Source organism: Shewanella sp. MR-4 (assembly GCF_000014685.1).
In the GTDB taxonomy this organism is placed as follows: Bacteria; Pseudomonadota; Gammaproteobacteria; order Enterobacterales; family Shewanellaceae; genus Shewanella.
On record NC_008321.1, the window covers coordinates 1,531,222 to 1,555,898 of the forward strand.

A 24,677-nucleotide genomic window follows, 5' to 3' on the forward strand; every position below is an offset into this window, starting at 1 on the left:
GATATAAACATGACGAATAAAACAATTCCTGTCACCCAGCCATTTTTGCCAGAATTAAGCGAATTTATGCCTTATCTTGAACAAATTTGGGATAATCGCTGGCTGACCAACAATGGCCCGTTTCATCAAGAATTAGAAGCCAAGTTGGCTGAATATTTGGGTGTTGAGCATGTCTCTTTATTTAATAATGCCACTATTGCGCTCATCACCGCCTTGCAGGCGATGCGCATTCACGGCGAGGTGATTACCACTCCCTATTCGTTTGTGGCAACCAGCCATTCGATCATGTGGAATGGCTTAGAGCCAGTGTTTGTCGATATTCATCCAACCACTTTTAATATTGATCCTGCCAAGATAGAAGCAGCGATTACTCCACGCACCACTGCCATTATGCCGGTCCATTGCTACTCCAATCCGTGTGATGTTGAGGCTATTCAAAAAATTGCCGATAACTATGGCCTTAAGGTAATTTATGATGCGGCTCATGCTTTTGGGGTCAATTATAAAGGTGAGAGTTTACTTAAATGGGGTGACCTGTCGATTTTAAGCTTTCACGCCACCAAGGTATTTAATACCTTCGAAGGTGGAGCGATCATCAGCCCAGATGCCAAAACCAAGCAACGTATTGACCGCTTAAAAAACTTTGGTATCGCCGATGAGCTAACAGTAACAGCGCCTGGCATTAACGGTAAAATGAGTGAAATTAATGCCGCCTTTGGTTTAGTGCAGCTGAAACATATTGATGATGCAATGGCGCAGCGCCAAGCCGTCGATTCGCGTTACCGCTGTGAGCTTGCTGAGGTAACGGGCATTACCCTGTATCAGCATGATATCAATGCTAATAGCAACTTCTCTTACTTCCCTATCTTAGTGGAGGCAGAATACCCTCTCAGCCGCGATGAGCTATACGAAAAGCTAAAAGCTAATGGTATTTTATCGCGCCGTTATTTTTACCCGCTTATTAGCAATATGCCTATGTATCGGGGTTTACCAACTGCCGATACTGTTCATTTACCTCTGGCCAATGCATTGGCTGAAAAGGTATTGTGTTTGCCGATTTTCAATGAGCTAACTGTTGAACAGCAGCAACAGGTTATTGCATTAATTAAAGGGAGTTAGTCAGATGGCGTTTTTAACTGAAAAGCAATTAAATGAAATAGGGTTTGCATCTCTGGGCCATAATGTGCAGATCTCGGATAAAGCTTCCATTTATGGTGCCCACCGCATCAAGATTGGTAATAACGTCCGTATTGATGACTTTTGTGTTTTATCGGCAGGAGATGGTGGGATAGAAGTTGGTAACTATGTGCACATTGCTGTTTTTGCATTGCTCATAGGTGCTGGCAAAATAACGGTCTCTGATTTCGCAGGGGTTTCGTCGAGAGTTGCAATTTATTCTAGTAACGATGACTATTCAGGCCTGTTTTTAACAAATCCTACTGTGCCTGTAGAATATACAAATGTAACACATGCCGATGTTTATTTAGGTAAACATGTCATTATTGGTTCTGGTTCTGTGGTACTCCCCGGTGTTATTCTGCACGAAGGTGTTGCTGTGGGGGCATTATCGATGATTACCAAAGATTGTGAGGCATTTGGTGTTTATATCGGTTCACCTGCGAAAAAGATAAAAAGTCGTAAGCAAAATTTGTTGGATAAAGAAATTTTGTTAATGAGTGGTGACGATAGGAAATGCTAAAAATTGCTCATATAGCACCGGATGAAAAGTTTATAGAAACAGCCGTTGATATTTTTGAAACTGTTTATCCATGTCAGAACACCTTTTATATAACATCATCTAAACCTTGGACCTTTATCGAAGATAATTCTTTATATAGACAGCTAAACAAAAAAAAATGGTTGAAATTACTTTTTACACAAAGGAAAGAATTAAAGGATTATGATTTAGTAATCTTTCATGGTTTGCCTTGTGCTTTATTGATACCTATGGTGTTGCTTAAACAAAATTATGCTTGGTTAGGTTGGGGATACGATTATTATAGTCGCCCCTTTGATTCTGATTTGTTGGCCGAACCATTGGTTTTACCAAAAACGATGGAATACACAAAGACATTTATTAATGATGAGAATCGGAGTTTCGACGTTTTAAATCACATCGTAAAATCTTTAATTAAAATGTTGGTTTGTAGTAAATCTTTCTACCAGTTAGCGATGCGAAATTTAAAAGTATTTTCACCTGTCTTACCGCAAGAGTATGATTTGGTAAAGGAAAAATATGGACTTGGTAAAGATACTCAATATTCACCTTGGAACTATGGGATTTTAGAAAGGCATATTATAAAAAATATTCAACTAGGTGAGATATATTCTGCCAATGCTATTCTGCTCGGCAATAGTGCGACAGCAACCAATAACCATCTCGAAGCACTCGACATTATAGAAAAAACAGGTTCGTCAAGGACTATTATTTTACCATTAAGTTATGGTGATGAAAAATATGCTAAATTGATTAAGGAATATATCAATAATAACCCTCAATTATTTAGTCAATGCCAAGTGCTTGATAATTTTATGCCATTATCGGAATATAACGCCATCATTAATAGTTGTGGTTTTGTTATTATGAATCATGTGCGTCAGCAAGCATTGGGCAATATTGTTGCTATGATGTATCGTGGTTCTAAAGTTTTTCTTCGCGAGGAATCCGTACTTTATAAATATTTTAAAAGTATGAGTGCATATGTTTATTCAGTACAAGAATTAGAGGTTAATCCGAGTTTGTTACATAGTCATCTCGATACTTATGAAGTTGAACACAATCGCCTAATTTTAAAGTCTGTCTGGTCTGAAAAGGTTATATTGCAACGCACTAAAGATTTAGTTGCTAGCTCAATAAAACCTAAGGAGATATTTTAAGTTTATTAACCATTAATAACAGCTAATCTTAATGAAAATTAACTTTTTAACTCGATTATACAGATTTCTTGAGCGATTTGTCTGCTTTTTATAAAAGGTCTATAGGAAGCATGGGGAAGTAAAAAATAAAGTTAGGAATTAGGAGTGAAATGTTAAGTATTGGTAGGAATAGTTTTTAGAACTCTTAGATTTATTAAAGCATAAATAATCTTTTTCGTTAGAAATTATTCGCGATAAGTTGAGTAAGTAACCTTCAATTCAGCGATTTTAGTATCAATAATAGAAATAACTCTAAGATTCAAGATTCAAGATTCAAGATTCAAGATTCAAGATTCAAGATTCAAGATTCAAGATTCAAGATTCAAGATTCAAGATTCAAGATTTAAGTTTTTTAGATTTATTGATAATGTCTATCGGACAATTCATCAATCTCCATTTGAGCTTGATGAATGTCCCGTTGACTGGGTTGGATTATAACAATAACAGTAAACTAGCTAGTAACAGTTGTTACCAAGTGCCGTAACACATCCGAATAAGTTTGCACTATAAGCTGTCTAAGTCATTGGCCTAAAAGTGTATAACGAAGGTGAGTTGAAAATTTTTTATATTCATTTTTTGCCATTTTCGGTAAATTATGCATGAGTACTTAGGAATATTTATGTTGCCTTGGGTAATTCTTATAATCTTTACCTTCAGCTTGATAGTGAAAAGTAGGCTTGTATTTGCTCTTTCTTCTCTTTTTCTATTTTTTTTCTCAGCAATAAGATATGATGTTGGATTCGATTACGCGACATATTGGAATATGATAAGTAATGGTAGTTTTGAACATTACTCAAGCGAAATTGCAAATTACACTCTTTTCACTTTAAGCTATTTATTAGACACACCTGAAATTTACTTCATTATTACTTCATTTTTTATAATTTTTCTATTTACAATTGGTATTGTAAAATTAAGTAAGGACTGGTGTTTTTCTTTATTGATTTTCATTTCGATTCCAATTTTTTATTTAAACTCTCTTTCTATTGTAAGGCAGTTTTGTGCTGTATCGTTAATTTTTTATGGTTTCAAATGCATCTTAAATAAGCAATATGTTTTTTTTATTTTAATTGTTCTTGCTGCATCTCTTTTTCATCCTACAGCAATAGTATCACTTGTTTGCCTCTTATTTGTTAGTAAAAATTTTTCGAATAAGTTTTATTTTCTTTTTTTCTTTTTAGTACTTGCCTTAAAACAATTTTTTCTTTATGGATTAGAAGTTTATTTCAATTATTACTATAAATATTATATTCAAAATGAAGTCGTAGGAGGAGGAAACGCAATAGCTTTTCTGTTGCTAGGAATTTGGTTTTTTTGTCTGGTTTTTAGAAGGAATGTGAAGTCAGAACCGTGTTTTGAATTTTTAATTAATACTTTTACATTTGGTGTAATATTATTTTTGATATTAATTCAATATGGTCATGCATCAAGAATCTCTCTTTATTTTTTAACAGCTTTAATTCCATTGTTGCCTTACTATATTGAAATATTTAACCCAAGAAAGATTGCGCGTGTAGTCGGTTTTTTAGTTTTGTTTCCATTACTTATTTATTCACTGTATTTAGGTACATTAAATCCAATAAAAGATCCGAATATACCTTACTTATTTATTTTTAATAGATAAGTAAGGTTATCTTCATAACATAGTTTTATATAGGAATTGCTTTGAAAGACTTGGTTTCAATAATTATGCCTGCACACAATTCTAGTGCTACGATTATGGATAGTGTAAATAGTGTGCTAAACCAATCATATTCTAATTTTGAATTAATAATATGCAATGATAGATCTACTGATAGCACATTAAATATTATTGAAAGTATAAAAGATTCGCGAGTGGTTGTTGTTGAAAATAAAACTTTTCCAGGAGCTTCGTATGCACGAAATACTGGGCTAAAAATCGCTAAAGGAAGATTTGTCTGCTTCTTAGATAGTGATGATATTTGGCATCAGAGTAAGTTGTTAACACAAATATCGTATATGCGTACCAGTGGTAGTTATTTTAGTTATGGTGATTATTCTACTTTTAGAGAGCAAATTAATTTTCCTGTGGGTTCTTTTTTTACTCCTAAAAGTGTCTCTTTTAAACGATTATTATATTCATGTCCAATAGGCTGTTTGACCGTCATGATTGATCGTGAAATTACAGGCAATTTTTTTATGCCTAATATCGATAAAGAAGATTATGCAACATGGTTGTTTTTAACAAAAAAGTTTGGTCAAGCAAATAAGTATGAGGGTAATTTTGCCTTTTATCGTATTGGCCATAAAAGTATTTCATCTAATAAGTTGGTGGAAGTAAAAAAACAATATAAAGTTTTAAGAGTTGTTGGCAATCAAACTGTTCTTAGCTCGCTTATATATGTTTGTTTTTACGTCTTTCTAGGTTTGAGAAAACATTTAAGTTACAGGTTAAAGAATGATGATATTTAATTTTTGGAGGGCAGTATGAAACTTTTGTATATTTCAAAGTTCCCTAAGAAAAAAGATGGTGGTTCTGTAGTTTCTAATCAGTTCTTGTCGTTGCTTTCGTCACTTACACATTTTTCATCGTTATTGAAGTTTGAAATTTCATCATACAGTAGTAATTTGAATAGATTTTTTTCACTTTTTATTCTTAGAGGTTTTGGTTTGTCTTACACCCAAGAACGCGAAATAGTCAATTTGATATCCGCCAATAACCTTAGTCATGTTTGGATCGATGGTTCAACATATGGTTGGTTGGTTAGGTTGATTGCTAAAAAAACCAACGCAAAAATATTTGTTTTTCATCATAATGTAGAGTTTAAATATACTTTAGAGAGAATTAAGTCAGGTGAATATATTCATGTGTTGTTTCTCTTAAATACATACATCAATGAATACTTGTCAATAAAATATGCAGATAATACTATAGTTATGAATGATAGAGATATAAAAAATATTCATAAATTATATCCAACTCAATCATCTGATCTTAAAGCTACAATTATTCCTTTGCCCTTAAAGGATAGATGTGCTGGTATGTTATTTAATACTAAACCAATTTCATTGTCTAAATTAATTTTCATTGGTAGTAATTTTTATGCAAATCGATTCGGAATTAAGTGGTTTGTAGATAATGTTATAGACTCAGTTGAAAATGAACTGCTGATTATAGGTCAAGGTATGGACTCTTCTCTTGGAATAAACCATCCAAGGGTGACGATAGTAGGAGAGGTTGATAACGTAGATGAATATTATGTTGATAGCTCTATTGTAATAAGTCCTATATTTCACGGCTCTGGGATGAAGACAAAAACGGCGGAAGCTTTTATGTTTAATATGTATTTTTTAGGAACGGATGAAAGCCTTGTAGGCTACGATGTTGCCGGATGTTCTTCCGTTTTTCGTTGTAATACTGCAGATGAGTTTATTAATTCAATAAAACGATTGACTGAAAGTGTTTATAAACCATCAGATTCTAGAAAGGTTTATCTGCAATCAAATACTCTTGAAGTTAGTCAAAGGATTTTATTGCAAAGTTTTCAAGATAAAGGTACTTTAAATTGAAAAGAATTCTTGTGGTTTGTAAAAACTTTCCTTATATCCTCGGTGGTGCTGAACGTAGTTTGTTGGAAGAGTTAAAAAAGCGTGATAACTGTTATTTTACTTTTGTAAACTTAAAACGGAATTCTTCTTGTTTTAGTCTTGATTGTTTTCATCCTTATACACAGTTCTACGTGAATGATTATTTAAAATTTGAAAGATTTGAGCATCTTGAGTATTTTTATAATAAAAGGATGCTTTTGAAATTCTTAAAGAATTTACCTGGTGAATTTGATGAAATAATCACTCAGGGAGTTTGGGCTCCCATAGCTATATCTTATGCAAATTCTAAAGGTATAAGTTCAACATATTATTTGCGAGATGAATCCTCACTAAATATTTTTAGAAATTATCATGCTGGTGCTAAATATTACATTAAAAATTTAAAAGATTCGATTATGAAATTATTTCAGTTAGTTTATTGTCGAGATAACTATGTAGCACTTCATCTTGCTAATAATTTAATTTCAAATTCTAAGTTTATCCAGTCTGAAGTATTAAGACTTTTTAATGTAAAATCAACTGTCGTATATCCATACGTTGATGTTGATGGTTTGTTAAATAAGTATAACCTTTTATCTAAGACCACTAATTGCACAAAAGGCGTTGTTTTGATAGGTGATTCAGCATTGAAAGGTATTGATATTTTTTTGTCATTAGCTAAAGATTTGCCACAAATTCAATTTTATATATTTGGGAAAAATACTTCCTTTAAGTCTGACTTAGTAAATGTCAAGCACATGGGATGGAGTTCAGATAACTGCTACCCATTCATTTATGCAGATGTAGTTTTAGTTCCTTCAAAGTGGCACGAGGCCTTTGGGCGTGTTGCTGTTGAATCTAAAACTCTTGGAATCCCCGTCATTGTTGCTAATCGTGGCGGTCTTCCTGAGGCTGTCAACTATGATCCACAAAGTATTGCAGTTAATGATTCCGACTTTAAGTTAAAACTTTTGCAAATTTTACAGTAAATTTGCCTTAAGTCATGTTTTATGTATGATTTTAGTAGTTGTGGGTTATTCTTGGGTGTATCAGTTTGTATCATGCTCTGCATTTTGAAATCAACTTTTGACTTCAAAATTGAGTGTTTATTATTCTTCAATATTTGACCTAATTTATGAAAAATATTTTACCTGTTATTATGGCAGGAGGCTCCGGCACTCGTTTATGGCCGCTTTCACGTGGCAATTTTCCTAAACAGTTTTTATCGCTTTCTGGCAACGCCACTATGCTGCAAAACACCATCAGCCGCTTAAATGGTATTGAGCATGCACCTGCGATGTTGATTTGTAATGAAGAGCATCGCTTTATCGCGGCAGAGCAGGTAAGGCTGTTAGGTGTTAAACATAACGGTATTTTGTTAGAGCCTGTTGGCCGTAATACCGCGCCTGCAATTGCTTTAGCGGCCTTTAAAGCGGTTGAGTTAGGACAAGACCCCTTATTATTGGTGTTAGCGGCTGACCATGTGATAGAAGATGTTGCTGCATTTCAACAGTCGGTTAGCAAGGCCGCTGAGTTAGCTGCTACGGGTAAGCTAGTCACTTTTGGTATTGTGGGTGATAAACCTGAAACGGGTTACGGTTATATTAAGCGTGGCGATGCTTGTCAGCATGGTTATGTTGTTGATTGCTTTGTTGAAAAACCTAACTTAGCCACTGCTGAAGTGTATGTCTCAAGCGGTGATTATTACTGGAATAGTGGCATGTTTTTGTTTAAAGCCAGCCGTTATCTTGACGAATTAAGAGTTTATCGCCCCGATATCTACGCTGCCTGTGAGCTTGCTATGCAAGTGCAAAATAATGACAGCGATTTTATTCGCATTGATAAAGCTGCCTTTGAAGCTTGCCCAGATGATTCTATCGACTATGCGGTGATGGAGCAGACTAAAGATGCTGTGGTAGTGCCAATGGATGCAGGTTGGAGCGATGTAGGCGGTTTTGCGGCTTTATGGGAAGTCTCAGGTAAAGATGCCGATGGTAATGTGTTCAATGGCGATGTTAAAGCTGTTGATACTAAAAACACTTTAGTATTTGGTGGCAATAAACTTATCACCACTGTGGGTGTTGAGGACTTGGTAATTGTTAATACTAAGGATGCGGTATTAGTTGCCCATAAAGATCAATCACAACATGTAAAAGCGATTGTCGGCCAGCTTAAAGCGGAGCAGCGTAGCGAGGTGACTTTCCATCGTGAGGTATATCGCCCCTGGGGTAAGTATGACTCTATCGATAATGGCGATCGTTTTCAGGTTAAGCGTATTACCGTAAAACCAGGCGCTAAGTTATCGGTACAAATGCACCATCACCGTGCGGAGCATTGGATTGTTGTTTCTGGTACGGCGAAAGTGACTAACGGTGATAAGGATATTCTGTTAACAGAAAATCAATCAACTTATATACCTGTAGGTGTCATTCATGCGCTAGAAAATCCAGGTAAAGTTGATCTTGAGCTGATTGAAGTGCAATCCGGTTCGTACCTCGGTGAAGATGATATTGTTCGTTTTGAAGATAGATACGGACGAGTAGAAGGGAAGTAGTTTATGCCGAGCACTAGTTCAGTTTTATCGGAAAGTGTTATTGCTTTTGGTACTAGTGGTGCCAGAGGGTTAGTCACTCACTTTACGCCGCAGGTTTGCATGGCTTTTACTCAAGCCTTTGTTGGCGTGATGCAGCAGAATTTTACATTTGATAGTGTTGCTATTGCGATTGACAATCGGCCGAGTAGCTATGCAATGGCACAGGCTTGTGCCAGCGCCTTGATAGCATTAGGCGTGCAGCCCATTTACTTTGGCGTTGTGCCAACGCCTGCATTAGCTTTTATGGCTCTGCAGCAAAACATTCCTGCCATTATGGTTACGGGTAGCCATATTCCATTTGATCGTAACGGCCTTAAGTTCTATCGCCCCGATGGTGAAATCACAAAAGCTGATGAGTTAGCTATTCTCGCTGCTGACTCTGAGTTGATTCAGGCTGAGGTTTGCGATTTACCCGCCGTTTCTGATGTTGCTGTAACGTCTTACATTGGCCGTTATCTTGATTTATTTAGTCCTACTTTATTAGTGGGTAAACGTATTGGTATTTATGAGCATTCCAGTGCTGGGCGCGACCTCTATTCTAAGTTATTTCAGAGGCTAGGTGCTGAGGTTGTTAGTCTTGGCCGTAGCGATCAATTCGTGCCAATAGATACTGAAGCTGTTAGTTCGAAAGATATTGAAATGGCACAGCGTTGGCAAAAAGAGTATCAATTAGATGCGGTTTTTTCCACTGATGGTGATGGTGATCGACCGTTGTTATCTGATGAAACAGGTACTTATCTTCGTGGTGACATTTTATGCTTACTCGCAGCTCAGTTTTTAGGAGTCGAAGCGCTTGCTATTCCTGTCAGTTGCAATTCTGCAGTTGAAGCTAGTAACTCTTTTAAGCAAGTTTTACGTACTAAAATTGGTTCTCCTTATGTGATAGAAGCATTTACTACATTGCAGACTCAGTATTCATGCATAGCGGGTTTTGAAGCCAACGGTGGATTTTTATTGGGTTCAGAGCTCGAAGTTAATGGTGTAAAATTAAGTGCGTTACCTACGCGTGATGCTCTGCTTCCTGCTCTTGCTGTGTTAGCGATGGCTGCTAATGGCCCTATCTCTAAGTTAGTAGCACAGCTCCCTCCAATTTTTACGGCAAGTGATCGAATCCAGAATTTTTCAAGGGAGCGAAGTCTTGCGCTAATTGCACAGGGCATTGCATCACCAAAAGACTTACTAACTAAATTATCGCTCGGCCAATTTGAGGTGTTATCAGTTAATACAACTGATGGACTTCGAATAACACTGACAAATGGTGATATTGTCCACTTACGGCCTTCTGGTAACGCTCCTGAGTTACGTTGTTATGTTGAGTCAAATTCTAGCGAAAAGGCTATTTCGCTTGTTAACTTGATTTTGGGATGTGTAGTCGATATTTAAGTCGCCATCTTTTTACGTATATGAGTTAAAAATGAAAATTGCTATTGCTGGTACAGGTTATGTAGGTTTATCTAATGCTGTGCTTTTGGCACAGTACCATCAAGTTACTGCGGTTGATGTTATCGCGGGTAAAGTGGAGTTAATTAACGCTCGCAAATCACCGATTGTTGATGCTGAAATTGAAGAATATCTGGCGCAGCGCGAGCTTAATTTAACCGCGACCTTGGATAAACAACTGGCGTATGAAGATGCTGATTTTGTAATTATTGCTACGCCAACGGATTACGATCCAAAAACGAATTATTTTAACACTTCTACTGTTGAGTCGGTCATTCAAGATGTGTTAGCCATTAACCCTAATGCGGTGATGGTGATTAAAAGCACAGTACCGGTTGGTTTTACCGCCAAGGTTAAGCAAAAGTTCCAGTGCGAAAATATTTTATTCTCCCCAGAGTTTTTGCGTGAGGGGAAAGCGCTTTACGATAACTTGCATCCATCGCGGATTATTGTCGGTGAGCGTAGCGAGCGCGCAAAAATATTTGCTGATTTATTAGTGCAAGGCGCAGTGAGAAAAGATATTGAAGTTTTATTTACTGATTCGACCGAGGCCGAAGCGGTTAAATTATTCTCTAATACTTATCTTGCGATGCGTGTAGCTTACTTTAATGAGCTTGATACTTATGCTGAGACTCATGGTTTAGATTCGCGCCAAATAATCGAAGGTGTGTGTTTAGATCCACGTATTGGTAATCACTACAATAATCCATCCTTTGGTTATGGTGGTTACTGTTTACCTAAAGATACTAAGCAATTACGGGCTAATTATGCAGATGTACCTAATAGCATTATTGGCGCTATCGTTGAGTCAAACACGACCCGTAAAGATTTTATTGCTGACTCTATTTTAAGCCGCAACCCTAAGGTTGTGGGGATTTATCGCCTAATTATGAAGTCGGGTTCGGATAACTTTCGCGCCTCCAGCATTCAAGGCATTATGAAGCGCCTTAAAGCTAAAGGCATTGAGGTCATTGTGTATGAGCCAGTACTTAAAGAGAAAGAGTTTTTCCATTCTCGTGTTGTGACAGATTTGACCGCTTTCAAAGCGGTTGCCGATGTGATTGTGTCTAACCGTATGGCTAAAGAGTTAGCCGATGTGGCGGATAAGGTTTATACGCGCGATTTGTTTGGAAGTGATTGACGAAAGCCTGCGGTCAGAGCGCCCGCTTTGCGGGCTTATAGAGCGCAGCGTAAACGCTGCTTCGAGGTTCTAGTTGCGAATATACGAGCGCTCTGCTTTAGTCCCTTTTTCCAGGCTCGCGACTCCTTAGTTTCCGCTTTATAGGCCAGGCTCCCGACTTTTTAGTCCCTAGTCCCTAGTCCCAGCTTTTTAGAGTTTTGTTATGTCAGCAAACATCGCTGTTTTATTTACTTTTCTAATTTCTTTTATCAGTTTGTTTGTATTTCGCAAGGTCGCTCAACGAATTGGTTTGGTCGATAAACCGAATGAGCGTAAACACCATACTGGCCAAATCCCCTTGGTCGGTGGGGTGAGCGTATTTATGACCATGATGTTGGTGTTGTGGCTTATTCCAACGCTGTTAATTGAACCGGTTTTGTATGCGAGCTGCGCCTTTATTCTTGTGGTTATTGGTGCGATTGATGACCGCTTCGATATTAGCTTTAAACTTCGGCTAGTGGTTCAGGCGCTTATATCACTGTTAATGATCGTGATAGGAGAGCGCAGTTTATATAATTTAGGCTACTTGATGGGCAGCGAGGCGATATATTTGCCCGAGCCTATTAGTATTTTGCTGACTATCTTTGCGGTTATTGGTGCGATAAATGCCTTTAATATGGTCGATGGCATTGACGGCTTGCTGGGCGGTTTAGCGTCTGTCACTTTTGGCGGCTTAGGTATTTTATTTTATCTGCATGGTATGTATGGTTTTGCTATTTTTTGTGGTTTGCTGGTTACAGCGATGCTGCCTTACATCATGCTTAATTTAGGCTTTCCGTTCGGGCGACGTTTTAAGGTGTTCATGGGCGATGCGGGGAGCATTTTTATCGGCTTTACTGTCATTTGGCTGCTGATTGTGGCCAGTCAGGGTGAGCGAGCTACCGCCATTCGCCCGGTTACCGCATTGTGGCTAATTGCTTTACCGCTGATGGATATGGTGTGCATCATGATCCGCCGTATTCGTAAAGGCCAATCGCCATTTAAACCCGACCGAGAGCATTTACACCATATTTGTCAACGTCTTGGATTAACCTCCCATATGTCACTTATGATGATTTGCACAGCTGCAGGGACTATGGCAGCCATTGGTATTTGGTCTGAGCTTGCTAAAATAGATGAAAATATTATGTTTTATGCATTTTTGGCTACTTTTGCTTGTTATTTTACGATAATGAATAACATTTGGCGTATTACTGCATTTTTGCGTAGAGACGTAAAGTTTTTTAAATCAATTTAATACGTTAGTGAAATTGTTAGATTTTTAGCTTTTAGGTGCTTATCCGGTGTCGATTCAACTGCTATAATCCAGTGTCATTTTTTTGAAATAAAATGTGATTAGTCTCATTTTGAACATGGTGTATTTGGCTTAAGGAAGAGAGTGATGGAATACCTCATACCGCTTTTAAGTGTTTTTTGTTTAACTTGTGTCGCTATCAAGATCTTAAATCCTATCGCACAGCGTGTTGGTTTAGTTGATTTGCCCAACGAGCGTAAGTTGCATGAAGGTGCAATCCCACTGATTGGTGGGGTTTCTATTTATTGTAGTGTCTTGCTAGTGTCGAGTGTTGTTTTGCCTGAAAGCCAAATCTTTAATTTATATCTCATTTCCGCTGCGTTAATCCTCTTTCTTGGTGTGCTTGATGATAAGTATGATTTATCTGTACGTGTGCGGATAGCAGCCCAAGTGATTACAGCCTCTATTTTGATTTTTGGGGCAGGGTTATACCTTACGACATTTGGGCATATTTTGTACTTTTTTGAGTTTAAACTCGGCTATGTTGGCATTTTTGTAACCACTGTTGCGGTGATAGGTGCTATTAACGCCTTTAATATGGTGGATGGTATTGATGGCTTAGCAGGGATGTTGAGTCTTGTTACCTTTTCGTCATTAGCTTTTTTGTTCTATTGGGCTGGTAATAGTTGGTTTGTACTTCCTTTACTATTCATTGGGGCAATAATAGGATACCTGCTGTTTAACTTGCGTTGGCCATTCGCATCTTTCGATAAGATTTTCATGGGTGATGCTGGCAGCATGTTGATTGGTTTAACGGTTGTTTGGTTATTGGTATTGGGCACGCAAGCTGATAGTAATCATATACAACAAGGACAAGTTTTCTCTCCTGTTACGGCATTGTACCTTATCGCGATCCCGTTAATGGATATGGCTGCGATTATGTACAGAAGAGTTAAAAAAGGTATGTCGCCATTTAAACCCGATCGTGATCATTTGCATCATATTTTTGAGCGCGCGGGTTATAATCGAAAGCAAACTTTGATCAGGATATCGCTTGCTTCACTTTTACTGGCAGTGATTGGTGTTGGCGCGGATTTGGCTCAAGTTCCCGACTCAATTATGTTTGTTAGTTTTTTAGCTATTTTTGCGGCTTACAATTGGGCGCTTGCTAATGTGTGGCAACTTTTGACTTGGTTTAGAAAAGAATAATTGTAAGACTATTTTTGCAAAAGCCAGCTAACTTAAGCTGGCTTTTTGTTTTAATTTGATTAGGGATTTCATATGTCTAGGAAGTATTTTGGTACCGATGGTGTGCGCGGCAAGGTAGGGACATTTCCTATTACTCCTGACTTTGCGATGAGGTTAGGTTGGGCGGCTGGGACGGTACTTGCATCTACTGGCACGAAAGAAGTGTTGATTGGTAAAGATACCCGAATTAGCGGTTATATGCTGGAATCCGCAATGGAAGCGGGTTTTTCTGCTGCTGGTGTAAATGTGGCTTTGATTGGCCCGATGCCAACGCCTGCTGTGGCGTATTTAGCTTCAACCTTTAGAGCTGACGCTGGCGTGGTGATCAGTGCTTCCCATAACCCTTTTTATGATAACGGTATTAAGTTTTTTTCAAACACAGGTACCAAGCTAAATGATGCACAAGAGCTTGAAATTGAAGCGCTGTTAGAACAAGCGCTGGAGCATAATGCGTTGCAATGTGTTGCTTCTGAAAAGCTAGGCAAAGTGCGCCGTATTGATGATGCTGCGGGTCGTTATATTGAGTTTTGTAAGGGAACCTTCCCTAATCATTTAAGCCTGGCGGGATTAAAGATTGTTGTCGATAGTGCTCATGGCGCTGCCTACCATATTGCACCGAACGTTTACCGTGAGTTAGGGGCTGAGGTGATCAGTATTAATGACAAACCCAACGGCGTGAACATTAACGATCATTGCGGTGCGACACATTTAGATAGCTTGCAATCTGCGGTGATGATCCACGAAGCGGATTTAGGTATTGCGCTCGATGGTGATGCCGACCGAGTGATGTTTGTTGACCATAATGGTCATGTGGTTGATGGCGATGAGATTTTGTTTATTTTGGCGCAAGCGGCTTATCAAAAAGGTGAGATGCAGGGCGGGGTAGTTGGCACGTTAATGTCAAACCTTGGTTTAGAACTGGCACTCAAAGGAATGGATATACCCTTTGTGCGAGCTAAAGTTGGTGACCGCTATGTTGTTGAACAACTCAAAGAAACAGGTTGGCAGTTGGGTGGTGAAGGTTCTGGCCATATTTTGAGTTTAAAACATGCTTCTACTGGGGATGGTATAGTGGCTTCTTTACAGGTACTTAAAGCCGTTCTAGAGTCAGGCAAACGTTTAGCTGAACTAAAAGCGGAGATGACTAAATTACCACAGGTGCTTATCAATGTACGTTTAACATCGGGTTGCGCAGATAGTATTTTAAGCAAAGACAGTGTTAAACAGGCAGTGATAGCCGCTGAAGAAGTATTAGGAAATCAAGGTCGTGTATTGCTACGAAAATCAGGAACAGAGCCTTTAATCCGAGTGATGGTGGAGTCAACGGATATTAGCTTGACTCAACAACAAGCTGAATATATCGCTCAGGCCGTTAAAGTGGCATAGGCGAGGAGATAGAATCTAGGGCGTTGCTTCGCAACTGTTAGGATGCAGCCAAAAGGGCTGCAGCTAGAGGTGTTGCAAGAAGTGCTGTTTTAGGCTCTAGTAGCACCTAGCACCTAGCACCTAGCACCTAGCACCTAGCACCTAGCACCTAGCACCTAGCACCTAGCACCTAGCACCTAGCACCTAGCACCTAAAAGCAAAGCGTTCTAGCAGGGCGCTAGCCTGTTCTACTTTCTGATATACTCCATTTCTTGTTGTTTTCTAAGCTGTGTTGTCTGGAAGAAATAATGCGAATTCTGGTTACAGGTGGTTCTGGGTTTATCGGTTCGGCTTTGGTGCGTCTGCTTATTCAAGCGACAAACTGTCATGTGCTCAATATTGATAAATTAACCTATGCTAGCCACCCCGATGCCTTAATTGGTATTAGCAATCATCCACGCTACCAATTTGCGAAGGCTGATATCTGTGATGGCGCGAGACTAGATATTCTATTTGAGCAATTTAAGCCCAATATAGTGATGCATCTCGCGCCGAAACTCATGTTGATCGTTCTATTGAAGGCCCTGCGGGATTTATCCAAAACAATATTTTGGGGACTTTCACTCTGTTAGAGGCGGCTCGTCGCTATTGGACACAACTGGATAGTTCGCAAAAAGTACAGTTTCGCTTCCATCATGTTTCAACCGATGAGGTTTTTGGCTCGCTCGCGGATACTGGATTGTTTAGTGAGACTTCAGCCTACGATCCCAGCTCTCCTTATTCAGCGAGTAAAGCTTCGGCGGATCACTTAGTTCGAGCTTGGCATCGAACCTATGGTTTACCGATAGTGATCACTAACTGCTCGAATAACTATGGTCCGTTTCAATACCCTGAGAAACTGATCCCGTTGATGGTCAATCATGCCTTACAAGGCAAATCGATGCCCATTTATGGCAATGGCCAACAAGTGCGTGATTGGTTGTATGTGGATGACCATGTAAAAGCGCTCTATTTAGTGGCGACACAAGGTCAGCTTGGACAAACCTACAATATTGGTGGTTGCTGTGAGCGAACTAATCTCGCTGTAGTTAAGCAAATTTGCTTATTACTTGAGGAGTTAGTACCTACTCATCCGCAATCACGTGCGATGAAAGGAGATGGTTTTGCAGCTTTGATTGAGCATGTTGTTGACCGCCCTGGACACGATATTCGTTATGCGATTGATGCTAGTAAAATTCAACATGAATTGGGCTGGCAACCGCTAGAGTCGTTTGAATCAGGTCTTAGAAGGGCGGTAGAGTGGATGATTTCACAGCAAGCGAAATAGCTTTCAGCAATGGCAAATACTGGCACAATCACTTGCTTTTGATTTCACTTTACAGTGATTCCTTAATCTCCAACATATTTAATCTAGTGCTAATTGAGTTCAGTGGAAGTGTCGTTAATGCTACTTTATCGATTCAGGCTTCAGGCATTAGTTTTTAGCTTGGAGTTTCAGCTATCTATGGCTGAGTTGCTTCAATATACACGCGTATCAGCTGCGTTGTTTGGCGGCTTATCAATGTTAAGCATCCCACAGTAGTATTTTTCGTCTCTGCTAATTGCAACAGATCGTAACTTTGCAGTGCTATCTTCTCTCCTTGATAAATACAGCTGATTGGCGCAAGCGGCAGCAAAAAATGGATAGGCTGGGTATTCGTGGGCTGGTGAGCACTGTTCACCTTGGTTTCAATCTGGACTTTGCCATTGCACTCGATGCGCTCAATTCTTGCTGTGTAGTTGCCGCGCCTCGTCATCACATTAAAGTCTAAGATCTGATTAGCTAATAGCTTGCTCTCGATTTGAGTTTCCCCGCTAAAGCACAATGGAGGATCGTTCGGGCGCAGAACGATTTCATCCGATTGTCCTAAATCATTCCCCTTGATGTGTAGTCTTACCCCTTCACCTTCCAATATACATAGCTGTCTATCGATGCCGTGGAAGAGTGAGAAGGGAGCATCGCTCGAAATGGTGGCGATGCTGATCCTAAAATCAAAGTTGCTTAGATTTGCCCCCTTTGGCCATATCAACAGTTGCTTAGTACTGCCACCACCGTTTTTCCATAAGCTCGATTCGCATTCTTCATAACGGATGATCTGGATATTGGGATTCAAATTAAGCTTCTCTTTTGATTATGGATAGTTTCAGTACAGAGGATACCTACTTCGGCGCATAATGCAGTGGCGCATCGCTGCATACTGCGTTCACAGCTGAATCTCTTTCTTCTTCAAAATGTAATGTTCTGCTAGTTCGCCACTTACCCGATTACCTTCCATATCTAACATAAACAGTTGGTTTTCCCCTACCAAGTATTTAGTGCCATCGGATAAGGTGATTTTTGAGCCATTGCTATCCCAGTCAAATTTTCCTGCCACTTTAAAGATGGACTCATCTTTACCCAAGTAAATACTCTTTAATTCAAAGCTATTATCCGCTTGGAGCGTGAGTGTGGTTTGGATCCCTTCGCAACTTGCACAGGGGATAACGCCTTCATATACTCCGGGCCAATCAAGCGCATTTTGGCTGGTATCGCTAAGTGGTAGGTTTGTTTGCGTATCTTGATGTGGCGCAGCGACAGGCTCATTAGCCACTGTCTTAGCTGGCTCACTGCATGCGGTAATCATTAAAGCGAGAAGGGCGAGTGATATCTGTGAAAGTTTCATATTCATCTTAACCGTTTGATTAATTGGCTGTCGTGTGATGATAACCGCCATCATTACGGGTTCCAACCTTATTTATGTCTGGTGTTTCTTTGAGTGTCTTAATGTTAAAGACGGACTTTATGTGTTTGAACTTCATTACGAGTTCAGCAAAAAAAGTGCTAAGAGTTGGATGATTTTTATCGGCGTGTTTAGGTAAAACAGCACTAGGCATTGATCTGCAAAACCTATTGTAACTAGCGAGTGCATCTCAACTAGTGTGTTTGCAGATTGAATCTATACTAAAGAGAATCACTTAAGCTTGGGTCACCAAGTTCATTGCCTCATTTTTAAGTCAGGCGGTACCACGCGGGGTAAATCTGCATTATGACACGTATGTTAGACAGGATTTTATTCGATGTAAGTCGTTCATCCATCATTGATGGTGGCGATCTTATTGAGGCCTCACAACTTATCGTGTCATCTGTGTGCCAAGGGTTAAAAATCACCCGTGCTGGTATTTGGTTATGGAGTGAAGATCACCAAAGTATGCATTGCTTTTACCTGCTCGATAATATGCACAGGCAAGAGGCGTTGATATTAACCCGGCAGGATTATCCACATTATTTCAGTCTATTAGATAATGAGCGCGCTATTGTCGCGAATCATGCGCAAACTGATGGGGCGACCCATGAGTTTGTTAGTGCCTACTTAGTCCCTAATCGTATTAGTTCTCTGTTAGATAGTCCCATACGTCATCGCGGAAAAATGGTCGGCATTATCTGCTCCGAGCATCAAGGTGTGGCTCGAGAATGGACGCGAGATGAAAGGGCCTTTGCTTCAGCGCTGGCCGATTTATTCGGCAGAGCCATGAGCGCAAAAGAGATTTTGGATTATCAGCATCAACTAAAAGCTATTAATGCGGATTTGGAAGTTCAGGTTGAACAGCGAACGCAAGAACTTGAAACCGCATTATCGGATTTGCGCTCAATACAACACCATCTAGTTGAAAACGAAAAAATGGCGGCCTTAGGGAGTTTGGTCGCAGGGGTTGCTCACGAGGTCAATACGCCTCTCGGGATTGCCGTGACATCCGTGACCCATTGTTTAGATGAAGTGGCATTATTGAAAACGGCTTTCGAGCAAAATGATCTCGATGAGGATAGATTTTTATCCTTTATCAATACCATGCAGGATGGTTTAGGGTTGATTGAGCGCAATCTTTCGCGAGCAGCTGAGTTAGTCCATAACTTTAAGCGCACCGCCGCAGACCAATCGGTGCTAGAACGTGAGCGGTTTAATTTAAAGACCTACATTTTTCAAATTTTCAGCTCATTAAGGCCGTTAATGCGTAAGAAGAATATTGCCTTAAATGTGGAGCTTGATGACGACATCTTTATCGAATCTTACCCTGGTGCCATCGCACAGATTTTCACTAATTTAGTGGCTAATAGCTTTCGCCATGGATTTCCTGAGAGTTTTACGGGGGATAAAATCATCACTATTCGAGTACAAAAACAAGACTCGAATATTTGTATGCAGTATCAAGATAATGGGGTAGGGATGACCGATGAGGTTAAACTGAAAGCCTTCGAGCCTTTCTTCACTACCGCACGTAAAGACGGCGGCACAGGTCTTGGCATGTCGATTATTTATAATTTAGTGACGCAAAAACTTCATGGCACCATTATGCTGACCTCATCTCCATATCAAGGTGTGAAAGTTGAAATACAGATCCCTGAGAAATGACCTAAGCACATTGTTTAGGCGGTAATACGGCCTTGTTTGAGACCTCGCGCCATTCAGCTTTATCGGCATTTATATGTTACAATCATCCCTTCACTTTGACTCACTAATCCTTGATATATCAATGAGAAAAGGCATTTTATTGGCTGGCGGGACCGGTTCTCGCCTATATCCGATGACACAGGTTGTATGTAAGCAGTTATTGCCTATTTACGATAAACCAATGATTTATTATCCACTTGTGACCTTAATGCAGGCTGGCATAAAAGAGATTTTAATTATCTGTACACGCAGTGATTTGCCTCTTTTTCAGGCATTGCTTGGTGATGGTCACCGTTGGGGCATTCAGCTTGAATATGCGGTACAGCCTTCTCCAAAGGGATTAGCCGAAGCACTTATTATCGGAGAGGCTTTTTTGGCGGGAGAGGCCTGTGCGTTGATTCTGGGCGATAACTTATTTTATGGGCAGCAACTGAGCACAAACTTGCATAGAGCTTATCTACTCGAAGTGGGGGCGACCGTTTTTGGCTACCATGTGGCTAATCCGAATGCCTACGGCGTTGTCGAGTTTGATAAGAGAGGAAGGGCGATTTCAATCGAAGAGAAACCCCGAGTTGCGCGTTCTTCCTATGCTATTCCTGGATTGTATTTCTTTGATAACAGGGCTAGTGAATGGGCTAAAAAAGTGATGCCTTCGGCGCGGGGCGAGTTGGAGATCGTTGATCTAATCAATCAATATCTTCTGTTGGGGGAATTGCAGGTAGAAATAATGGGGCGGGGCACTGCTTGGCTCGATACGGGAACGCCGGATGCGATGGCTGAAGCAACACAATTTATTGCTGCTATAGAAAAACGCCAAGGGTTGAAAGTGAACTGTCCTGAAGAGGTTGCTTTTCATTCTGGTTGGATAGATGCTGCGCAGCTTACTGCTTTAGCACAACCTTTGCTTAAAAGCGGTTATGGTGAGTATCTTTTAGGATTATTAAATAAGCAGGTGTTTAATGAAGTGCATTGAAACCGAGCTTGCAGAAGTATTGGTGTTCGAACCGCAAGTATTTGGTGATGAACGCGGTTTTTTTATGGAAACATTTCGGCAGTCGTATTTCACTGAATGTTTTCAAAGTCGAGGATTAAAGGCGCCTGAGTTGGTGCAAGATAATTACAGTCGCTCACAACAACACGTATTACGTGGCTTGCACTACCAATGCAAGCATCCGCAGGGCAAATTAGTCCGTGTTTGTGCAGGCAGTATTTTTGATGTCGCTGTGGATATTCGGCCGCAATCAGAAACCTATGGTAAATGGGTAGGGCGTGTGCTTTCTGCTGATAACCATTTGCAAATGTGGATCCCGCCTGGCTTTGCCCATGGTTTTTATGTGCTGAGTGAATATGCCGATGTGATTTATCGCTGCACTGATTATTACGCGCCAGATGATGAATATGTGCTGGCATGGAATAGTGCTGAGTTTGCAATTGACTGGCCGTTACGCAACGAACCACCAATACTTTCGGAGAGGGATGCAAAAGCCGCCGTGAGTACCTAGCTTTAGGTACTCACGGCATTATGCATTATTTGACAGACTCACTTGTGATGCTTGCACGTGTGAACCAAGGATCTCTAGCATCCATTACATCATATAGACTGTACTTGCGGCCTAATGTTTGACCACCATCGCGTGTCAGCGGCATCCAACTGATTGTCGCACGGCTATGGGTTGATTTAATGGTCATCAAGTCAAATGGAATCGACACGTAGAAGCCTTTAGTAAAACTGCCCTCACCATACTCATCTGATGAAAGATTAGTCTTAGTGGCGAAAGCGCCAACAATCACACCGCTATCGAATTGTTTGGAGAAATCAACCGTTACTCCTTTATCCTCGGCTAAATACTGGCCTGCACTGATCCTTAATAAGGTATTGGGGAACCAGTCAGGTTGATAATAGACAGATGCATGACCTGTTATTGTACCCGTTTGCACTCGATAGGGGCGGTTAGTGAGTGAGTCAAATTGATGCTCATCATCAAAGAAGCCTAGCATGCTGTCTGGATCGCGCTGCTTAACATAATTCACATCGATACCAAAAGCCCATTGACTGTTAAGTGGTCGATAGAGAACCTCTGTGCCCACACCACCATACATCATTTCTAAATAGCCGCCGTAGGCTTGGAAAGAAATGTTGTCGGTTAAATTATCCATCCAAGTCAGTTGCAGGTTATTCACCCGAACTGGATTATCATGAATATATTGACGAACTAGGGTGCGAACACGTTTTAAGTCAGTGCCATCGGGTGGAACTTCGTATAAAAACTTATCAAAGTTATCGTAGAGGTTAAGATACAGAGAGCTTGAAAACTCAAAGTTATCGGTAAAGCGGTAACTTGCACTACCTGTCATTCCAATACTAAACATATAAAACCCTTCGGAACCGCCGAAGGATTGGGACATGGTGGGCGAAACATCAAAGCTAAGCTTATCTAACCAATCTTTATCAGTATTATTGACTAGTTGTCCATGAGGTAAGCTTGGGATACTCACTACAGTTGCATCGGTGACTTTGGCATTGAGGTAGCCATAACTTGCGACTTGGGCAAACTTCTGGGCATCAATACGGGTTTCCGTTATAGGTTGACTATAACGAGTCTCAATTAGTCGATACTCTTTAATAAAGTTGGCATCAGTATTGTTGGCAAGAATGGTGGCAGCTCTTTTATGCGCTTCATTTCTATCGCGGAATTTTGTCTGTTCACCTACAACGGTAATGCTTTCATTATCAAGGTAAATTTTTGCGTTTGCGTAACCAGCAATAGTTTGTAAATCCTGAGCAACTTTATTCCAATCCACTTTAGTATCGGGCATGGTTTGATATGAGGTAGATAAGAGGTCGGAGCCTTGCACTTCGTCATCTTTTACTGATAAAGCTTTTATATTTTCAATATCTTGTGCGGATTTAGTCATGTCTGCATGTCTAGATGTTTCTGTCGGACTATGCGTTAATGGCGCAGCAGGAAGCGGTTTATATTTTGCGGCCTCTGGATCACGTTTAATCTGCGACAAGGTATTAAAATTTGTTTGCAGACTAAAACCGAGCGTCCACGTATTACCGCGCTCATAACTTAAATGTAGATCGCCCCAATCACCAAAGCGATAAAGCATTCCATAGTTAAATTTGCTGTCCTGTGGCATGGCTATATCACCACGAACCACTGGGAAATCTGATTGATAGTCGTTACCATCGTATTCGACTTTCAAGCGTAAAGGTTCCCAAGGGGTTTGATATTCAACGCCACCAAAGAGTGCCGCGCAGCCTTTAAACCAACGCTGATAATCAACAGTGCCACCTTTACCCCCATAAGAAGTATCTCTATCACAGTTGTAATTAAGATCTTTTTTATCGGAAGTGAGATTACCGCTATTGCCAATATAGCCCCAACCTATACCTAGAGTAAAATCGAGTGGACCGACGCGCTTTGTCGCAGCAATAAATTCACCATCAAATAAACCTGTACCACCAAAGTCTCGCACGCCAATGGAGGTTTCAGGGAGCCAGTTACTTTCTTCGAGTAGACGAATCTTAAAATCGATCCCTTTATCCGTGTATTTAGTATTACCACTAAAGCTAGGATCGCTACTGTAAAGCAGGTCTTGTACTAAGGTGTAGCGAATAGTGGTTTCAAACCAAGGGAAGAGCTGCACTGAAGCGCTAAAATGTTGATAGTCATCGTTGTAAGTAGTGGCAAAGTTAAATTCACCTTCAGGTGCCATACGTCCTGTTGGCATCTGCATTAGCCCAACACCACCAAAATCTGACTGTGATGGTAACAGTGTGGGATAGGAAAATTCATCGGCGTTAACATGTAATAAAGGTAGCAGTGCTAAGGACAGCGCTGATAAACGCCCGAACGCATGCAAAGTGGGAGTCGAGTTTTTCATTACAGAGCCCGATTTTTGAGTAATTCAATAATGTTGTTGTTTAATGTGCTGTAGCCGTCAAAGAGAGCTGAAAACTCAACAAAGAGTACTGCACCAGGAGCGATATCCTGAGCTTGATGATTCCAATAGGCGATAGGTTGGCGAATAGCGTTACCATCGGGTTGAATTATCCATACAAAGCTATTTTCTGCATTATCGAGTAAACCTGCTTGCTTCAAGTAATTTTTACTGCTGGCTCGCGATTGCCACTCTTGTTCACTGGTTTGTGCCACGGCACCAACTACAGTGACTGTTGTTGGGCGTGGTGGCAACACTAATAAAAATTGACCGTCGATAATGGGGTTATAGGCATCGGTAATGCGGATTAAATCGAGATCTAATGGCTGATTAACTCTTTGTCCGAGTTTAATATTTCGGAGGAACTGTGCAAATTTGGAAAGCTTCGCAATATACTGACTATTGTCAGCTTGCTGTCCCATATTTGCCAATTGCTGCAATACATGCTGGCGAGTGGCTTCTAGTTTGGCTGTATTTTGTAGATCTAGCAAAGTTGCGCCTAACCAGTAAATCGATATAGCTTCGTCTCTTGTCGTTTGATTATAAAGTGGAAGCTGTGCTAATCCATCCTGTACAGCTTGTCCTACTCGAATCGCAGAGGGATAGGTAATTTGTAGCTGCGGCGAATTAGAGGCTGAGGTGCTTACAAACAGTTGAGTATTGGCTTTAGCGGCAGGTAAAAACACTGAGCTGATAAGCAGTGCCAACGGGGTGATATAGGATCTCATCATGGCTCCA

At 40.1% G+C, this 24,677-nt stretch carries 20 protein-coding genes and 1 pseudogene; 17 read left to right on the top strand and 4 right to left on the bottom strand.

Translation table 11 applies throughout. The features are described from left to right. Window positions 1-9 precede the first annotated feature (9 nt). The 14 genes and pseudogenes from vioA to rfbB all read left to right on the top strand — a co-directional run bounded on the left by vioA (window position 10) and on the right by rfbB (window position 16,852). Window positions 10-1,119: a dTDP-4-amino-4,6-dideoxy-D-glucose aminotransferase VioA gene (gene vioA, locus SHEWMR4_RS06915; RefSeq protein WP_011622106.1), complete on the top strand. Its 1,110-nt coding sequence runs from the start codon at window positions 10-12 to the stop codon at window positions 1,117-1,119. 4 nt (window positions 1,120-1,123) lie between these two features. Next, window positions 1,124-1,699 carry an acyltransferase gene (locus tag SHEWMR4_RS06920; protein WP_011622107.1) on the top strand — a complete coding sequence of 192 codons (576 nt, stop codon included), beginning with the start codon at window positions 1,124-1,126 and terminating at the stop codon, window positions 1,697-1,699. Then, complete coding sequence (locus tag SHEWMR4_RS06925; protein ID WP_011622108.1) at window positions 1,693-2,877, top strand: TDP-N-acetylfucosamine:lipid II N-acetylfucosaminyltransferase; 1,185 nt, start codon at window positions 1,693-1,695, stop codon at window positions 2,875-2,877. Before SHEWMR4_RS06920 ends, SHEWMR4_RS06925 begins: the two co-directional genes overlap by 7 nt. A 658-nt stretch (window positions 2,878-3,535) precedes the next feature. Next, window positions 3,536-4,540 (top strand): EpsG family protein, encoded by a 1,005-nt coding sequence (locus tag SHEWMR4_RS06930; protein ID WP_041408732.1) that lies wholly within the window; start codon window positions 3,536-3,538, stop codon window positions 4,538-4,540. A gap of 41 nt (window positions 4,541-4,581) precedes the next feature. Continuing rightward, window positions 4,582-5,349: a glycosyltransferase family 2 protein gene (locus SHEWMR4_RS20715; RefSeq protein ID WP_011622110.1), complete on the top strand. Its 768-nt coding sequence runs from the start codon at window positions 4,582-4,584 to the stop codon at window positions 5,347-5,349. A 15-nt stretch (window positions 5,350-5,364) separates the two neighbouring features. Continuing rightward, a complete protein-coding gene (locus SHEWMR4_RS06940; protein ID WP_041408733.1) occupies window positions 5,365-6,447 on the top strand; it encodes a glycosyltransferase in 1,083 nt (360 codons plus the stop codon). Beyond that, the gene (locus tag SHEWMR4_RS06945; protein ID WP_011622112.1) at window positions 6,444-7,454 is read left to right on the top strand and encodes a glycosyltransferase; all 1,011 of its coding nucleotides are present in this window, start codon (window positions 6,444-6,446) and stop codon (window positions 7,452-7,454) included. Before SHEWMR4_RS06940 ends, SHEWMR4_RS06945 begins: the two co-directional genes overlap by 4 nt. A gap of 146 nt (window positions 7,455-7,600) precedes the next feature. Further along, complete coding sequence (locus SHEWMR4_RS06950) at window positions 7,601-9,019, top strand: mannose-1-phosphate guanylyltransferase/mannose-6-phosphate isomerase (RefSeq protein ID WP_011622113.1); 1,419 nt, start codon at window positions 7,601-7,603, stop codon at window positions 9,017-9,019. Between the two features lie 3 nt (window positions 9,020-9,022). Next, entirely contained in the window at window positions 9,023-10,441 is a 1,419-nt protein-coding gene (locus tag SHEWMR4_RS06955) for a phosphomannomutase (RefSeq protein ID WP_011622114.1), read from the top strand. A gap of 31 nt (window positions 10,442-10,472) precedes the next feature. After that, window positions 10,473-11,639 carry a nucleotide sugar dehydrogenase gene (locus tag SHEWMR4_RS06960; protein WP_011622115.1) on the top strand — a complete coding sequence of 389 codons (1,167 nt, stop codon included), beginning with the start codon at window positions 10,473-10,475 and terminating at the stop codon, window positions 11,637-11,639. A 202-nt stretch (window positions 11,640-11,841) separates the two neighbouring features. Further along, window positions 11,842-12,915, top strand: a complete 1,074-nt coding sequence (gene wecA, locus SHEWMR4_RS06965; protein WP_011622116.1) for a UDP-N-acetylglucosamine--undecaprenyl-phosphate N-acetylglucosaminephosphotransferase — start codon at window positions 11,842-11,844, stop codon at window positions 12,913-12,915. 144 nt (window positions 12,916-13,059) lie between these two features. Continuing rightward, window positions 13,060-14,121, top strand: a complete 1,062-nt coding sequence (gene wecA / locus SHEWMR4_RS06970; protein WP_011622117.1) for a UDP-N-acetylglucosamine--undecaprenyl-phosphate N-acetylglucosaminephosphotransferase — start codon at window positions 13,060-13,062, stop codon at window positions 14,119-14,121. A 72-nt stretch (window positions 14,122-14,193) separates the two neighbouring features. Beyond that, window positions 14,194-15,546: a phosphoglucosamine mutase gene (gene glmM, locus SHEWMR4_RS06975; RefSeq protein ID WP_011622118.1), complete on the top strand. Its 1,353-nt coding sequence runs from the start codon at window positions 14,194-14,196 to the stop codon at window positions 15,544-15,546. A 287-nt stretch (window positions 15,547-15,833) separates the two neighbouring features. Then, a pseudogene (gene rfbB / locus SHEWMR4_RS06980) lies at window positions 15,834-16,852 on the top strand (dTDP-glucose 4,6-dehydratase). 175 nt (window positions 16,853-17,027) lie between these two features. On the opposite strand, the gene SHEWMR4_RS06985 reads toward rfbB, so the two are convergent. Together SHEWMR4_RS06985 and SHEWMR4_RS06990 are read right to left on the bottom strand one after the other, a co-directional pair. Further along, entirely contained in the window at window positions 17,028-17,678 is a 651-nt protein-coding gene (locus SHEWMR4_RS06985) for a HutD family protein (RefSeq protein WP_011622119.1), read from the bottom strand. 90 nt (window positions 17,679-17,768) lie between these two features. Then, window positions 17,769-18,227: a copper resistance protein NlpE gene (locus tag SHEWMR4_RS06990; RefSeq protein WP_041409009.1), complete on the bottom strand. Its 459-nt coding sequence runs from the start codon at window positions 18,225-18,227 to the stop codon at window positions 17,769-17,771. A gap of 363 nt (window positions 18,228-18,590) precedes the next feature. Here SHEWMR4_RS06990 and SHEWMR4_RS06995 point away from each other — a divergent pair, with 363 nt between their 5' ends. From SHEWMR4_RS06995 to rfbC, 3 genes are all read left to right on the top strand, one after another. Then, window positions 18,591-19,952, top strand: a complete 1,362-nt coding sequence (locus SHEWMR4_RS06995) for a sensor histidine kinase (protein ID WP_011622121.1) — start codon at window positions 18,591-18,593, stop codon at window positions 19,950-19,952. A gap of 121 nt (window positions 19,953-20,073) precedes the next feature. Further along, the gene (rfbA, locus tag SHEWMR4_RS07000) at window positions 20,074-20,964 is read left to right on the top strand and encodes a glucose-1-phosphate thymidylyltransferase RfbA (RefSeq protein ID WP_041409010.1); all 891 of its coding nucleotides are present in this window, start codon (window positions 20,074-20,076) and stop codon (window positions 20,962-20,964) included. Further along, window positions 20,951-21,493, top strand: a complete 543-nt coding sequence (gene rfbC, locus SHEWMR4_RS07005) for a dTDP-4-dehydrorhamnose 3,5-epimerase (protein ID WP_011622123.1) — start codon at window positions 20,951-20,953, stop codon at window positions 21,491-21,493. Before rfbA ends, rfbC begins: the two co-directional genes overlap by 14 nt. A gap of 25 nt (window positions 21,494-21,518) precedes the next feature. Here rfbC and SHEWMR4_RS07010 read toward each other — a convergent pair whose 3' ends face one another. Continuing rightward, entirely contained in the window at window positions 21,519-23,882 is a 2,364-nt protein-coding gene (locus SHEWMR4_RS07010) for a YjbH domain-containing protein (RefSeq protein WP_011622124.1), read from the bottom strand. Continuing rightward, window positions 23,882-24,667, bottom strand: coding sequence for a capsule biosynthesis GfcC family protein (locus SHEWMR4_RS07015; protein WP_011622125.1), 786 nt, complete (start codon window positions 24,665-24,667; stop codon window positions 23,882-23,884). The genes SHEWMR4_RS07010 and SHEWMR4_RS07015 overlap by 1 nt, the downstream gene beginning before the upstream one ends. Window positions 24,668-24,677: the final 10 nt, after the last annotated feature.

Bases quoted from the DNA above. Each gene is read 5' to 3' on its own strand.
- vioA (WP_011622106.1), top strand. From the start codon at position 10: ATGACGAATAAAACAATTCCTGTCACCCAGCCATTTTTGCCAGAATTA.
- SHEWMR4_RS06920 (WP_011622107.1), top strand. From the start codon at position 1,124: ATGGCGTTTTTAACTGAAAAGCAATTAAATGAAATAGGGTTTGCATCT.
- SHEWMR4_RS06925 (WP_011622108.1), top strand. From the start codon at position 1,693: ATGCTAAAAATTGCTCATATAGCACCGGATGAAAAGTTTATAGAAACA.
- SHEWMR4_RS06930 (WP_041408732.1), top strand. From the start codon at position 3,536: ATGTTGCCTTGGGTAATTCTTATAATCTTTACCTTCAGCTTGATAGTG.
- SHEWMR4_RS06940 (WP_041408733.1), top strand. From the start codon at position 5,365: ATGAAACTTTTGTATATTTCAAAGTTCCCTAAGAAAAAAGATGGTGGT.
- SHEWMR4_RS06950 (WP_011622113.1), top strand. From the start codon at position 7,601: ATGAAAAATATTTTACCTGTTATTATGGCAGGAGGCTCCGGCACTCGT.
- SHEWMR4_RS06955 (WP_011622114.1), top strand. From the start codon at position 9,023: ATGCCGAGCACTAGTTCAGTTTTATCGGAAAGTGTTATTGCTTTTGGT.
- SHEWMR4_RS06960 (WP_011622115.1), top strand. From the start codon at position 10,473: ATGAAAATTGCTATTGCTGGTACAGGTTATGTAGGTTTATCTAATGCT.
- wecA (WP_011622116.1), top strand. From the start codon at position 11,842: ATGTCAGCAAACATCGCTGTTTTATTTACTTTTCTAATTTCTTTTATC.
- wecA (WP_011622117.1), top strand. From the start codon at position 13,060: ATGGAATACCTCATACCGCTTTTAAGTGTTTTTTGTTTAACTTGTGTC.
- glmM (WP_011622118.1), top strand. From the start codon at position 14,194: ATGTCTAGGAAGTATTTTGGTACCGATGGTGTGCGCGGCAAGGTAGGG.
- SHEWMR4_RS06990 (WP_041409009.1), bottom strand. From the start codon at position 18,227: ATGAAACTTTCACAGATATCACTCGCCCTTCTCGCTTTAATGATTACC.
- SHEWMR4_RS06995 (WP_011622121.1), top strand. From the start codon at position 18,591: ATGACACGTATGTTAGACAGGATTTTATTCGATGTAAGTCGTTCATCC.
- rfbA (WP_041409010.1), top strand. From the start codon at position 20,074: ATGAGAAAAGGCATTTTATTGGCTGGCGGGACCGGTTCTCGCCTATAT.
- rfbC (WP_011622123.1), top strand. From the start codon at position 20,951: ATGAAGTGCATTGAAACCGAGCTTGCAGAAGTATTGGTGTTCGAACCG.
- SHEWMR4_RS07010 (WP_011622124.1), bottom strand. From the start codon at position 23,882: ATGAAAAACTCGACTCCCACTTTGCATGCGTTCGGGCGTTTATCAGCG.
- SHEWMR4_RS07015 (WP_011622125.1), bottom strand. From the start codon at position 24,667: ATGAGATCCTATATCACCCCGTTGGCACTGCTTATCAGCTCAGTGTTT.